9 protein-coding genes are annotated in these 13,541 nt (G+C 53.7%); 6 read left to right on the plus strand and 3 right to left on the minus strand.

All coding sequences use genetic code 11. The annotated features are described in order from the left end of the window. Positions 1 to 31: 31 nt before the first annotated feature. Positions 32 to 481 carry a thermonuclease family protein gene (locus tag ACFQ14_RS03820; protein WP_377211389.1) on the minus strand — a complete coding sequence of 150 codons (450 nt, stop codon included), beginning with the start codon at positions 479 to 481 and terminating at the stop codon, positions 32 to 34. Positions 482 to 655: 174 nt separating this feature from the next. Between ACFQ14_RS03820 and ACFQ14_RS03825 the strand changes: the two genes are divergently transcribed. Then, positions 656 to 2,254 carry a sensor histidine kinase gene (locus tag ACFQ14_RS03825; protein WP_377211390.1) on the plus strand — a complete coding sequence of 533 codons (1,599 nt, stop codon included), beginning with the start codon at positions 656 to 658 and terminating at the stop codon, positions 2,252 to 2,254. Here ACFQ14_RS03825 and cobT read toward each other — a convergent pair. Further along, entirely contained in the window at positions 2,251 to 3,273 is a 1,023-nt protein-coding gene (gene cobT / locus ACFQ14_RS03830; RefSeq protein WP_377211391.1) for a nicotinate-nucleotide--dimethylbenzimidazole phosphoribosyltransferase, read from the minus strand. The two genes, ACFQ14_RS03825 and cobT, sit on opposite strands and share 4 nt — an antisense overlap. Before the next feature lie 165 nt (positions 3,274 to 3,438). Here cobT and ACFQ14_RS03835 point away from each other — a divergent pair, with 165 nt between their 5' ends. Genes ACFQ14_RS03835 through ACFQ14_RS03845 form a run of 3 tightly spaced genes read left to right on the plus strand, consistent with a single transcriptional unit; the run spans position 3,439 to position 4,895 of the window. Beyond that, positions 3,439 to 4,269 carry an adenosylcobinamide-GDP ribazoletransferase gene (locus tag ACFQ14_RS03835; RefSeq protein ID WP_377211392.1) on the plus strand — a complete coding sequence of 277 codons (831 nt, stop codon included), beginning with the start codon at positions 3,439 to 3,441 and terminating at the stop codon, positions 4,267 to 4,269. A 5-nt stretch (positions 4,270 to 4,274) separates the two neighbouring features. Further along, positions 4,275 to 4,550 carry a DUF1289 domain-containing protein gene (locus ACFQ14_RS03840; RefSeq protein WP_377211393.1) on the plus strand — a complete coding sequence of 92 codons (276 nt, stop codon included), beginning with the start codon at positions 4,275 to 4,277 and terminating at the stop codon, positions 4,548 to 4,550. Positions 4,551 to 4,553: 3 nt separating this feature from the next. Continuing rightward, positions 4,554 to 4,895: a hypothetical protein gene (locus ACFQ14_RS03845; RefSeq protein ID WP_377211394.1), complete on the plus strand. Its 342-nt coding sequence runs from the start codon at positions 4,554 to 4,556 to the stop codon at positions 4,893 to 4,895. 6 nt (positions 4,896 to 4,901) lie between these two features. On the opposite strand, the gene ACFQ14_RS03850 is transcribed toward ACFQ14_RS03845, so the two are convergent. Further along, positions 4,902 to 6,782, minus strand: coding sequence for a sensor histidine kinase (locus tag ACFQ14_RS03850; RefSeq protein ID WP_377211395.1), 1,881 nt, complete (start codon positions 6,780 to 6,782; stop codon positions 4,902 to 4,904). Between the two features lie 152 nt (positions 6,783 to 6,934). Here ACFQ14_RS03850 and ACFQ14_RS03855 point away from each other — a divergent pair, with 152 nt between their 5' ends. After that, a complete protein-coding gene (locus ACFQ14_RS03855) occupies positions 6,935 to 7,597 on the plus strand; it encodes a response regulator (protein ID WP_377211396.1) in 663 nt (220 codons plus the stop codon). A gap of 107 nt (positions 7,598 to 7,704) precedes the next feature. Next, on the plus strand, positions 7,705 to 13,425 hold the full coding sequence (locus ACFQ14_RS03860; protein WP_377211397.1) for a hypothetical protein: 5,721 nt from the start codon (positions 7,705 to 7,707) through the stop codon (positions 13,423 to 13,425). Positions 13,426 to 13,541: the final 116 nt, after the last annotated feature.

A 13,541-nucleotide genomic window follows, 5' to 3' on the forward strand; every position in this document is an offset into this window, starting at 1 on the left:
GTGATTTTCCTATTTTTGGCTTCAGGTGATGCTACTGTGAGAGTGCACCACGGTTCAATTCGCGCCAAACGTTGGGGCGATCAAACTCACTTTGCCAGATTCCTAGTTTTTGCTGCTCGGCCTCGCGCTCGGCTGAAGGATAATCACCAAAATCGACTGCCCAACCTTGCTCAACCATTGCACGGTTGACGTTTACTTCTCCCACGCGGCACGTGCCTAACCAGCGATCGTACTGATCAACGCTGCTTGCATCGCATACGACATCACCGCTGCGGACTAGCTTGCGCAAGGCATCGCGGCTGGCAATCCCGCAGCGCCAATCACGGCCACCGCGAATGCAAGTTTGTTGGTATTCCGGCGCATCAATACCCTGAAGGCGGATCTCGCGGCCATCGACAACGAGACTGTCACCATCAATGACCCGAACAAAGCCGGAAAACTGTTGCGCATTTCGCTCGTTCAGCCAAATCACGGTTCCCATTAGCATCGCTAGGCCGATGATTGTCAGGGTCCAGTCGAGCAATCCGCCGGAACGATCGGTAGTTCCACCTTTTCTTCGCCTTCGAGCCATTGCGTCGCGCTTTGATTAACGATTCGTTTGTGTCTCAAAGTGCATTATTGGCTTTCCATACATATGGCGAGACTTGCCCCAAAAATGCCCCTCGACGGATACGACAGCGCTGACAAGAATATTGTTGAACGCCGCCACAGTGGAAACGCTGCGCGATACGCTTTGCGTGGCAAAGCCAAGCCGCAGGGCGAACAGGCACCGGAACCGTCAAACTTCGCCTCGGAACTGTTGCAGCGTCACGCCGATATTCACACGAAATTCTATGTGCCGCTAATCGCTTTGGTGTCTCTGCTTGCTTGGGCCGCCTGGGAGCAATTACCCCTCATGCAAGCGGGATTATGGGGCTTGGCTGCGCTGCTCGTGGTGGCGCTGCGCTTTCTAAGCATCCTTCGCTTCAAGAAGTTGGAAACTCTAGCTGGCCAAGAACGCCATTGGCTGCTGACCTTCAACGGCCTTCAGGCATTGACTGGATTGGTTCTTGCAGCGTTTTTGATGTCGATCCCTAACAGCGTGGAGAGCATTTCAGTCGCATCCGCTTTGTTTGCAACCGGCATGGCGTTGATCGGTGGCACGGTGCTCACCTCCTACAACCTGCGTTTCGGTGTTCTCATCACGGCACTGCCTGCAGCGACTGTCTTGGCCGTATTGATGGTTATGAACAAAGCGCCGGCGACGACGGCAATGGCGGGGATCTTGATCGGCACAACGATTTTTTGCGAGTTACTCGCAAGCAAAATTCGCGGTATGACCATCGCACAATTGCACTCTGAAGTCGTGCGCGATCAGCTTATAGTCGATCTCGAAGCGGCAACTGCCATTTCCGACGAGGCACGACGCCGCGCTGAAGAGGCGAATCTGGCCAAGTCACGCTTCCTCGCCACCATGAGTCACGAATTGCGTACGCCGTTGAATGCGATTTTAGGATTCTCGGAGGTTATGTCGAACGAAGTGATGGGTCCGCTGAACAACGACTTCTACAAGGAATACGTCTCAGATATTCATCGTTCCGGATCACACCTGCTGAAACTCATCAACGAAATTTTGGACCTGTCGCGCATTGAAGCTGGGCGCTACGAAATGAACGAAGAGCCTGTCAGCATCACCGATGCTGTGGAAGAAGCCAAGCAGATGATGAAGCTGAAGGCGAAGCAAAAGCACATCAAAATCAATCTGCAATTGCAGCCTGCCCTGCCCGATTTGAAGGCAGACGCCCGCGCTATCCGTCAAATTGTGCTGAACCTGCTTTCCAACGCACTGAAGTTCACTCCAGACAGCGGTGTTGTGACAATCAAGGTTGGTTGGACGGCGGGTGGCGGGCAGTATGTCTCCATCAAGGATTCAGGCCCCGGCATTCCCGAGGACGAGATCCCTGTGGTTCTTTCATCCTTCGGCCAGGGCTCCATCGCCATCAAGAGCGCAGAGCAAGGCACCGGTCTTGGATTGCCGATTGTTCAGGCGTTGGTCCACATGCATCAAGGCCATTTCGAGCTCAAATCAAAAATGCGCGAAGGGACGGAAGTTGTTGCCAGCTTCCCGAAATCGCGTGTTATTGCGCCCATGCCAGCCAATAACATGGGCATACCCCATCAGCCTTCCGGCACCCCGCCCTTTGCCTCCAACCGTCAGACAGTTGCCGCACCACCGATGGTCGGCGTTGGTGGCGTAACGGAAAAGAGTGCCTAGCCGTCTTCGCGGTTGCTGACGGCAGCTTCTTCGAACGTCGCCATGCCGGAATGGCAAAGTGCAGCAGCTTTCACTATGCCAGCGGCAAGTGCAGCGCCCGTCCCCTCGCCAAGACGCATATCCAAATCCAGCAATGGCGTCTTTCCCATCGCTTCAAGCGCAGCCTTGTGCGCCGGTTCGGCTGAGACATGCGCAAACAGGCAATGGTCCAGCGCGGTTGGATCTGCTGCGTGAAGGATTGCAGCGGCGGACGATGCAACGAAACCATCGACAATCACGGGAATGCGCTGTGCTCGTCCTGCCAGAATTGCCCCCGCCATAGCCGCGATTTCACGGCCACCGAGACGGCGCAACACCTCAAGAGGATCGCCCAGATGATCTTTGTGGAGCGCGATCGCACGCTCAATCACCTCAGCCTTCAAAGCCATGCCTTTTTCATCATGGCCTGTGCCCGGCCCAACCCAGTCCGCAGCTTTGCCACCAAACAGTGCGCAGTAAATGGCCGATGCGATAGTGGTGTTTCCTATGCCCATCTCACCGATGCAAAGCAGGTCTGTGCCGCCTGCAATGGATTCCATGCCGAATGCCATAGTGGCAGCGCAGGTGCGCTCGTCCATCGCTGCTTCTTCGGTAATATCGCCCGTCGGCACCTCCAGCGCTAAATCGAAGACTTTGAGGCCCAGATCGTGAGCGATGCAAATTTGATTGATGGCGGCGCCGCCGTTTGAAAAATTCGCCACCATTTGCGCGGTGACATCGGACGGGAAAGGCGAAACCCCCTGTTTGGTCACCCCGTGATTGCCGGCAAAGATCGCAACGAGCGGACGCGTCACAGCAGGTCGGCGGCCAGACCATAGCGCTAGCCATTCCGCGAGTTGCTCAAGTTTACCAAGGGCGCCAGGCGGTTTGGTGAGTTGTGCATCGCGCTCGGCAACCAATTGTGCTGCACCTGTGTCTGGGCCCGGCATATTGGCGATAAGTTCGCGGATATCATCAAAGGGCATGGCAGTGGGGTTCATTGAGGGATGTTCTTTCTTTAATTTCATTTGTTGCGCTGTAAGGCACGATTGCGCTTGACCAAACCAGCTATAGAGTTTGTGAGCGGCACCCCATAGAACCGAGGCGAAAAGAATCGGTGCAAAAGCGACCTAGCGTCAATCTGCCAACCAAGGAACGTATGAACGATGGAACGCCTGAACGGCATCGTTGACGCCACATTTTCCAGCACGACCTTCCTCTCACGGCTTCCCACTTGGCGGCTCAAGAGCGAAGAAGAGGCGTCGTCACTGCCCAATTTCCAGCGTTCGGCGCATGCTTTTCCGCTAGCGGGCATTGTAATCGCTTTGCCTGCGGTGATTGTCTTTTGGCTGACTTCGCTCGCTGGTCTGCCCGCTACCATCAGTGCGCTTCTCACTGTTGTTGCACTCATGTTCACAACTGGCGCGCTTCATGAAGACGGCTTGGCTGATGTTGCGGACGGATTTTGGGGCGGCCATACTCTGGAGCGTAAACTGGAGATCATGCGCGACAGTGCAATCGGCACCTACGGTGTTTTGGCATTGGTCGCCTCGTTTGGATTAAGGGCAGCCTGTATCGCCGCGCTGGCAATGGTGCGCACGCCGGAAGAAGTCGCGATGCTTGTAATTGCAGTGGCATCGCTTTCTCGTGCTGCGATGGTTTGGCCTTGGGTGCTCTTGCCCGCCGTGCGCCCCGCTCAAAGCGATGGATTGATATCCGGTATTAAAGAAGCGGGCGGACTTTCCGTGCGCTATGGGGAGCCGGATCGGCAGACAGGACTTTGGACGCTGATTTTTTGCGCTCCAGCGCTGCTTTTGTTGCTTTCCGCGACAGGCTTGGTTGGAGCCATCAACGCGGTACTGATTGGTGCGCTTTTTGTGACCGGCGGTATGTTGGTTGCGCGGCGGCATGTCGGTGGGCACACAGGTGATGTTCTGGGGGCAGTTCAACAGATGTGCGAAATAGGGCTTTATATCGGCCTGTTGATCGCTATTTAGAGCGCATGGAACCTTCAGCTATTAAATCGCCCTGTATTCTTGTATGCGCCATCGAGCCAGTCACTGGACAGTGCTATGGCTGCGGCCGCTCACGCGACGAAATAACATCGTGGGTCAAATATTCGGATCAAGAACGCGATATCATAATGGCAGAATTGCCGGACCGCGTGGCAAAGCTGGAGCGCCGCCCGCGCCGCGTTACCCGCAGAAGCCGCGCCAAAGGCACCCAAACCCGCGTCACCAGCCTTTCTGACAGCGCCTTTGGCGACACTGACGGCTGACCAATGGGACGCATGTTCTGGATATTGATGTCGGTTATGGGGGTTGCCCTGGTTTTGCTGGTACTGAACCATGACAGCGGCATGGTTATGGGCATATCAACCGGCGCCTTCGCCTCTCTGGTTGCGCTGCTGTGTTTTGCGTTGTTTGTCGGCAGCGGAGCATTGTCGATGCAACAAAGCTGGTCGTCTGCCGTCGGGCAATTTCTGATATGGGTGACTATATTTCTCGTTATGATGAGCGGATATGTGATTTACCAGCTATATTTCGCCCCGCCTGCCCCTCCAATTCTCGAACCAGTAAGAGACGCATCGCTTTTGGTCGCGCAGGCACTTGCTTGGTCATGAGCCGCTCTAAATGGCCGCACTCACTGCGGGCTCTCGCTTGGGGATGACCAGTTCGACGCTGGTTCCTTTCATACTGCTTGGAACCCACCGCAGTTGAAGCCCGTTTTTGGTTGCGTATTCGCGGGCGATAGCCAAACCAAGGCCCATGCCTTCGCTGTTGCCTGAATTGGACAAGCGCACCTCGCGATCACAGGCCCGGCGAAAGTCATCCTCGCTCAAGCCGCATCCGGTGTCTGACACGCGAACGATCAATGCGCCTTTGATATCGTCTACTTCGATAACCACCCTACCCGCGTCTGTGTATTTTATTGCGTTTGACACCAAATTTGAAACAATCCGTATCAACACCAGCGGATCTATCGGGACAGACAAGTCTGACTTTTCGAACTTCAGTTCCACACCCTTTTCTTCTGCATCAACTAAGAACATTTCTTGAATGCTGCCGAGCACTTGCTGCAGTCCCAGTTCGTCACTTTCTTCTTTCACAGAGCTTTGCGATGATGCGGCAGCACCGTTCTTGTTGCTCAACTGTTCTGCGACCAGCCCTTCCAGATAGTTAAATGTCGCTTCCAGATTAGCGGCGGCATCGTCGCTTTGCGGCTGTTTGCGGAGAAGATTTGTCACGCTGATACGCAATGCATGGATCGGTTGGCGAAGATCATGAACGGTGTTTTGAATGTGCTCGTCGCGGTTGCGAGCAAATTCGGACACGACCGAGTGTTGATGCTCCAGTTCCAGCAATCGCTCGCTGAGTTCGATGTTCCGGTTGGCTTTGCTAAGGCTGTCGCTGAGAGCCGCTTGCCGCGATTGCCGCAATTGGTGGTAGCGGTCTGCGATGGCAAACCCCATCATGGCGGCATCAAATACCATGACGCCTCGCATGCTGTCGTAGAGCAGCTCTTGGCCTATATTGAACCCGAAAATATGGTTCAGGTTGAGCAGCGTTGCCGAAATAACGGCACCCACCCATGCGAATAGATAAAACCGCACCTCCCTGAATCTCTTCGAGGCTGCGATGATTGCAACGAGCGTGAAGGTGATGATTGCGACCAACGACATCGCCACCAACGCTTTTTTCAGCATTTGCGGATTGGTGGGAATCATCACAACATTCATCATGACGGTGACGAAAATTACCGCCAACAGAACCTTGTCCATGATCGGGTGCCGCTTTTTTGTTTTGATGAAGACACGCGAGAAGACAGCACCGAAAATAATAATCCCTGAACCTGCATAAACCGACGCCATAGAATTAAGCGCGGGCCAGTTAGGCCACAAATACTGAAACGTAACCCCGTCAGCATGCATGACGTACAGCAGCGCAGAGGCGGCATAGCCGCTATAAGCAAGAAAAATCAGCTCACGGAACAAAGCCAGACAGCCCAGCGCAACGACGATGAGCAGCACCATCATTCCATAAAATATAAAGTTTTTGGCCGTGTCACGAGCTGCCAACATCGCGAAACTCTCGACCGTCTCGACCGAGAATTCGATATAAGAGGAACCCTCAGACCACAGGCTTATAAGTACCGTGACCTCTTCTCCCGGCGCTATGTCGGCTGCGACCACCAATTCAGGATATGGAATTGTACGCTCGCTGAACGTGCTATCGCGCTTAAGTGACAGCACATTTTGAATCTCACCATTTTTGCGAAGAATCCAAACGTCAAAGATTTGCTTGAAATTCTCGGAAAAAAATATCCGCCATTCGCTAATGTCGGTTGTCTGATTAATCAGGCGAGTGCGCAGCCAGATTTTTGATTGTGTGTATCCAAAATCGGGGTTCTTTTTCAAAATTGGCTTGAACAGTGAAGCACCGCGTCCAGCCATTTCCTCAACGGTTCTACTCCAATCGTCATCAACATAGTGGTCGATATGGCCGCGCATTCCATCCTTAGTAACAGGGCCGTTCAGAACACGAGTTGGGCTTTGTGCGGATGCAATTGACCCGCAGAAAAGGCCCAAATACACTAGCATTAGTGTTATTTTAATCAGACACTTGCGCCACACGACCATCATTTTCTTGGGAGGGGGATGTATTGCGAAAAATCGTGATTGCCGACGACCACCCTTTCACCAGCGCGGGCATGGCGGCCGCGTTGGGCGCTCTTGAAGGATTTATAGTCGTGGGCGTCGCATCCAATGGAATTGACGCGATAGCCGCTATCAAACGCTTCAAGCCCGACTGCGCTGTGCTGGACTTTTCGATGCCAGGCGCAAGCGGAATTGATGTTGCGGTTGAAGGGCAACGTTGGTCTCCCGATACCCGCATTGCTTTCGTAACGGGCACATCTTCGGCAGCAACATTCCGAGAAATGCTTGAGTCTGGCGCAAGCGGATTGTTTGTAAAATCCATGAACCCGGATGACATTTGCAAAGGCATAGCGAGAGTGGCCGATGGCCATATTGTCATCTGCAAAGAGGCCAAGACGGTGCTGGACTGCGACACGGGCACCAACAGTCTGACACTGCGCGAGATGGAAGTTCTTCGATGCATCGCACGGGGTCTTTCCAACTCCGCTACATCTCAGCATTTGGGTATCAGCATCAAAACCGTCGACAGTCACCGCACAAACTTGATGAGGAAATTGTCTGTGAATTCCACAGCCACCCTGCTTGTTCGTGCCATGCGCGATGGCCTGATCGACATATCGTTCGAAGGCATACAAAGCGAAGACCTCCCCTCATCTCCAAAAGACTAGCGCAAACAGGCGTTTCTCAAAATGGGGTGATCACCTGATACCGAAGATATTTTCGACCTTGTACAATTTAGTCTCCGCGGGGAGCTATAAAGGGTTGAGGAAATCACATGACAACCGAACTGAGCCAATTCGGCGCCAATCTAGTCCAAGGCCGGGCAGCAGCGCTTTCCGCGAAAGAACAGATCGATCGGGCCGGTGAAGCTGTAGAGCTGATTTCCAACGTCATCGAAATCCTAGAAGAGGTCGATAAAGACGCGGAATCGTTGCGAAATATCGCATCCGGTTTGGAATCGGCCCTCAAACTTGTTGAAAAAGTGGGGCCGCTCAAGTTCGTTGCCCGGGCTCTCAAAACGGCAGTCGATACGGTCAAGAACCGTGCAGACGATATTGAAGATACCATCAAGGCGGGAGACGAGCCGGAAAGTATCTTTGATGATCTCTCTAACGTGTTGACTGCGCTGGATTTGGCCCTAACCGGCGCTTCGTTGACGCTGGAAAACAGCGTCGCGCAGATTGATGCCATTTCTGCCGGAGCGGAGGACGCTGCACGCCTTTCGACGCTGACAGACCCCACCCTGCCCGAAAATCAACGCCTCGATATTCCCGCTGGCCTCTTGGCTGCGTTGGCTGCAGGCAATGATACCGTCGAGCCGATAAACGATGCAGCTGATGATGTTTGGGTGGCTGTGGGGAACGCACAGACAGTTGTCCAGAAGATCGACGATGTTGTCGATACAATTGACGGTTTCTTCGATCCAGTGCGCGAAGCTGGAACGACTTTGGTCCAATTCGCCAATGATCTGTCGAATGTTTTGGGAAGCATCGACTTCCTAGAAGGCCCGTTGGAAACTCTCAGAGCCGTATTAAAGCCCATAGAATGGGCGCTTGACGCAATTGGCTTCCTTTTCGATACGATTGTCAGCCCCGTACTGAATCCCATTCTGGATGCACTCGGCGTCACGGCGCTTTTTGATCGTATTGCAAAAGAGGTCGACAAACTTCTGCCTGAACTCAATCCGTTTGATTTTGTCACTTCAGCTTTGGATGATGTTGCTGAGCAGATCGGTGACGCAGTGTCGGGACCGGTGGATGATCTGCGTGATGAAGCGCTGAAAATTAGCAGCGCTATCGAAACGTTCATCGAAGGCTTTGATCCGGCCAATCTCGTTTTGAACAACCAAGACAACTTGGGTATCGGTAACGATGGCCTGCCCGGTTTTGGCACTGGCCGACTTGGAGACGGCGGGACCGTTCTGGCTGGTAAGGCGGGCAACGACTTTCTCGCAGGCGGTTTGGGCAATGATGATCTGCGTGGCGGCCTTGGCAACGATATCTTGATAGGCGGCGATGGCAACGACCTGATCGATGGCGGTGCGGGCGATTCCGATGGTGCGGTCTATTTCGGAAACTTTGGAGACTACAATTTCTGGACTTCCGATGTAGGCAACACCGTCACCGTCGAGCAATATGTCGTAAGCCCCGGCGAGGTCAGCCAGGGCATCGATACGGTCAAGGATGTTGAATATTTCATTTTCTTGGACCGAACGCTTCACGTTAGTGATTTCGAAAATTTTTACTATCCCAATGCCGACGGAGTGAAAGGAACAGCTGACGACTTCATTTCGGAGGGAACCGACGATGACGACTTTGTTTTCGGCTTTTCCGACGACGAAACACTCTATGCGTATCTCGGAAACGACTATTTGAACGGACGTCCCGGCGCAGACATTCTTTATGGCGGCAAGGGCAATGATTTTCTGGAAGGTGGAGAGGGCACAGACATTATCAATGGCGAGGAAGGCATTGATACCGCCTCCTATCTCTCGGAACGCAAAGACATCAACAAAATTGCACTGAAGCAAGATTCCACGGTGCCATTCGTATCCGACGAAGTGCTGACCGGCATCGAAAACCTAAGTGGCGGGCCAAGTGAAGATTGGCTGTGGGGGGATAGCGGTGCCAACACCCTCAACGGCGGCGCTGGTGTTGACGTGTTGTATGGCGGTCGTGGCGATGACGTTCTGGATGGTGGACAAGGAGGCTTCGTCAATGAATTTGGTATCCGCCGCGAGGTGGGCAATCTGCTTGTCGGGGGTATCGGCAACGACATTGTTCGTGGCGGATTTTATTTTCTTCCTGACCCGGTCGACCCAAACACACGCTACCGGCCAGTGGATATTTTCGTAGGTGGGCCGGGTTACGATCACTACATCAGTGGCGATCAAAGCGTGTCCGTTTTGTGGTATGGTTCCCGGGTAGTATCTGCTGATTGGACCGATCCTTACGGGCTGGATCCAGACGACGTGAGCCGCCTGCCCGAATTGCCTGACATTGGCTATTCGCCGGAAGACATCGCGATCCTTATACCTTCGCGGGTTGTCGTAGACCTAGTTGCTGGAACGGTGAATAAGTTTAACGGCAATGGGTCGCGCACTGGCACCGATACGCTTACCGATATTTACGTAGTATCTGGCTCAGAAGGCGACGACGAATTCTACGCATCAGCGAACCAAGAGGCTCTCATTGGCGGCGGTGGTGACGATACATTTATCGGCGTTGAGGCCAACAGCCGTGCGCCTTGGGCGTCCAATCCGTATCAAAACCAAGACATTTATCAAGGAGACAAGGGAAACGACACCTTCAATCCTGCAAAGGGATCTACAATCGTTTTTGCCGGGGAAGATGATGATACGCTGATTATTGACAATACAGGTTACATTTTGGCCTCCGGCGGCGATGGCGTTGATACCATCGACTTTTCAGCCAGTGTCAGCGAGTGGATCGTTGACGCGACAGGCACATTCTTTGGCGATGAGCTTGCAGGGCTCGGATCAGCGGAAGGCTACGAATCTGGCTCGAGGCCAAGGCTCACTCTAGAGAATTTTGGTAAATACGTTGGCCTGCAAAGGCGGCTTACTACTTTGCAGGATTACATAGATCTAATTCTTGCTCCCGAGAACCCTTACATCGAGTTTGGCACCTTTGAAAACTTCATCGGGTCTCGCTTCGACGATTTCATAGCGGGCAATGACACAGCGAATGTGATCAAGGGTGGCGCGGGACGAGATACGTTGATCGGCTTCAGAAACAGCGATGCCTCAGACATCGACGTGCTCGAAGGTGGCGACGGCAATGACGTTCTGTTGGCGGGCAACGCGGGCGACCGGTTGATCGGTGGCATGGGTGACGATGTTCTCTACGGCGGCGGTGAAAACACCGGCGAGCTCGTCGGCTTTATGAATGGAGGCAACGGTGACGATGTTCTTCTGCCGACAGCTGGCACCCATCAACTCTTCGGGGGCCACGGCAGTAACCTCGTAGACTTTACTTATTACTATAACGCAGGCGGGTTCTTTCCCAGACTCGGCATTACAGCGGATCTGGAAGTAACGGAGATATCCGACACAAGCGACTTTTCGTTCTCCAAAATTCAATCGCTGCGTGGGTCATCATTCAACGACACGCTCTCAGGAACGGCAGCGGGAAACCGTATCATCGGGATGCAGGGCGATGACGAAATCAACGGGCGCGCGGGCAATGACGTTCTCTACGGACATGATGGTGATGATACAATCGACGGTGGTTCCGGCGATGATCTGATTTTTGCAGGTCGCGGCTACAATGCAATTGAGGGCGGAACAGGAAACGACACACTTAGCTTTGTTCCCGAACAGTTTGGCGAGAATCCCATCACCCAACCCGATTTTGACTATGGCGAATTGAACGGAACGGTCGTAGCCGATCTCCAAGCGGGTTTCGCAGTCTTTGAAGAAGAGGCACTAAGTCGCCCAGAACTCAGTAGTATTTCCGGCATCGAAAACCTGGTCGGCGCGTCCGGCGGAAGCAAATTGCGTGGCGACGGCGGCTCTAACAACCTGACGGGCGGAGACAGCCTATTGGCTAACGACTTCCTCGAAGGCCGTGGCGGAGACGATTACCTCACCGGTGGTGCTGGCACGGACACACTCTATGGCGACTTCCGCGCCGGCGAAGGTGTTGCGATGGTTTCATTGAACCAGGGAACGGAGACACGACAAGGGCTACAAATTGACAATTTGGACGCCATGCCCACAGGGCCGCTAACAGTCGAAATGCTTTACCAACACACTCCGTCTGCAGAGCAAACAGAGGAAGGCATCTCGTTTTTCTCCTATTCGGTACCGGGGTCGAATGTGGAATTGGGAATGTTTGGCGTGATTGAGCCATTTGCCGGGCTCACATCAACCAACATTCGGCTCTTCGTCGATGGAACGCTCATCAATACGAACGTTTCAACCGAAAGATTGCTTGATGGCGCTGTCCACAGACTATCGCTCGTCGTCGACCCCACTTCAAACGTGGTCGGCCTCTACATCGACGGCATTACCGATTTTTTTGTGGGGGAAGGATTTATAGGAGACATAGGGCCCATAACTCCGGGCGGAAATATGCTGATTGGTCAGTATATAAACGGGGCCGGACAGTATGCCTCCGCTTATCCCACACACGCCAATGTGGGCGATATTCGCATCTTCAACGAGGCGCGAAACGCCAGCGAAATTTTTAACAACTTCCAAGAGGCGATCTCAGACCCAAGTTCGGAGCCCGGGCTTGTGGTGAATTGGCAAGTGGATGGCGTTACAGGCGAAATTCCTGACGTGGTGGGCGGAGCAGCTTTGGAAGCGTTTGCTTACGACGGTGGGCCCGCGCCGGAAATCATCTCACTCGGCGTCGGTGGAGACGACGTTCTCCACGGCGGAGCCGGCGGAGACAGGATGCGCGGCGGTTCTGGTATAGACACAGCGATTTACAATGACTCCCCTGAAGGCGTTACCGTCGACTTGGAGTGGTCGGGTAGACAAATTTCCGCAGGTGACGCGCAAAATGACGAACTTGTCGAAATCGAGAACTTGATTGGTTCGGCGTTTGACGACGTTCTTCTAGGCGCTCAAGGCGCAAATGAACTGTCTGGAGGAGCAGGATCAGACACTCTCGACGGCCGTTCAGGTGCAGATCTGCACAAAGGCGGCGCTGGCAACGACCGCTACTATGTCGATGATTTGGGCGACGTAAACATCGAGAAGGCCAACGAAGGGTACGATATCGTCTATGCGTCCACCGCCTCTTGGACGTTACGAAACAACGTTGAGCGACTAATCTTCACCGATACGGGAAATCACGTTGGTCGCGGCAATGTTCTGGACAATCGTCTAAACGGCAACGCCGGAAACGACAAATTTGTAATCGATGCCGGTGGCGCCGATATATTCTCCGGTGGCAGCGGAACGGATACGTTTGACGCGCGATCAAGCGACGTTGGTATTCGCGTCTATCTCAACAATCAGGACTTCAATGGTGGCGCAGCCGCTGGGGATATCTTCGCCTCGATTGAAACTTTTGTCGGTTCCTCTACCGCAGATGATGTTCTGAGAGCCGGTGAGGCCCGCGCCCGGTTTTCCGGGTCAGGCGGGGATGACCGCCTCTACGGCAACAACAACACGGACTATATCCGCGGCGATGACGGCAACGATGATATCCGAGGCGGCAACGGCAACGATATTCTGATCGGAGGCACGGGCAATGACGAGATTTATGGCGGCAAAGGAGCCGATCAGTTCCGCTACGCCGAAGCTGACTTTGGATATGACATTATACGAGACTACGAAGACGCGGACACTTTCCGGTTCCACTCCTCCGCTGCATCGTCCCTCGATGATCTGCGCATTCACGCCAATGGCAGCACCAAAGTGCGGGTGATCGACCGAGATGATAGCTCCAACTACATAGACGTCTTTGCATCCGATGGCGGAACTTTGACGTTGGATGCAAGCGACTTCACGTTCTACTAAGTCACCCTACTGTGCTGAAACTGCGCAAATGGCATGAGACTGGGCAGGGTTTGGATCGCCCCCTGCTTGCCGGATTAGTTGCTGTTCGGGTTTTCTCATTCTCCGGCGGCGAATTT

This window comes from Pseudahrensia aquimaris (assembly GCF_042676045.1).
GTDB lineage: Bacteria > Pseudomonadota > Alphaproteobacteria > Rhizobiales > Rhizobiaceae > Pseudahrensia > Pseudahrensia aquimaris.

Coding starts and splice junctions, on each gene's coding strand:
- ACFQ14_RS03820 (WP_377211389.1), bottom strand. CDS start 481: ATGGGAACCGTGATTTGGCTGAACGAGCGAAATGCGCAACAGTTTTCC.
- cobT (WP_377211391.1), bottom strand. CDS start 3,273: ATGAACCCCACTGCCATGCCCTTTGATGATATCCGCGAACTTATCGCC.
- ACFQ14_RS03825 (WP_377211390.1), top strand. CDS start 656: ATGCCCCTCGACGGATACGACAGCGCTGACAAGAATATTGTTGAACGC.
- ACFQ14_RS03845 (WP_377211394.1), top strand. CDS start 4,554: ATGGGACGCATGTTCTGGATATTGATGTCGGTTATGGGGGTTGCCCTG.
- ACFQ14_RS03835 (WP_377211392.1), top strand. CDS start 3,439: ATGGAACGCCTGAACGGCATCGTTGACGCCACATTTTCCAGCACGACC.
- ACFQ14_RS03850 (WP_377211395.1), bottom strand. CDS start 6,782: ATGCGCGGCCATATCGACCACTATGTTGATGACGATTGGAGTAGAACC.
- ACFQ14_RS03840 (WP_377211393.1), top strand. CDS start 4,275: ATGGAACCTTCAGCTATTAAATCGCCCTGTATTCTTGTATGCGCCATC.
- ACFQ14_RS03860 (WP_377211397.1), top strand. CDS start 7,705: ATGACAACCGAACTGAGCCAATTCGGCGCCAATCTAGTCCAAGGCCGG.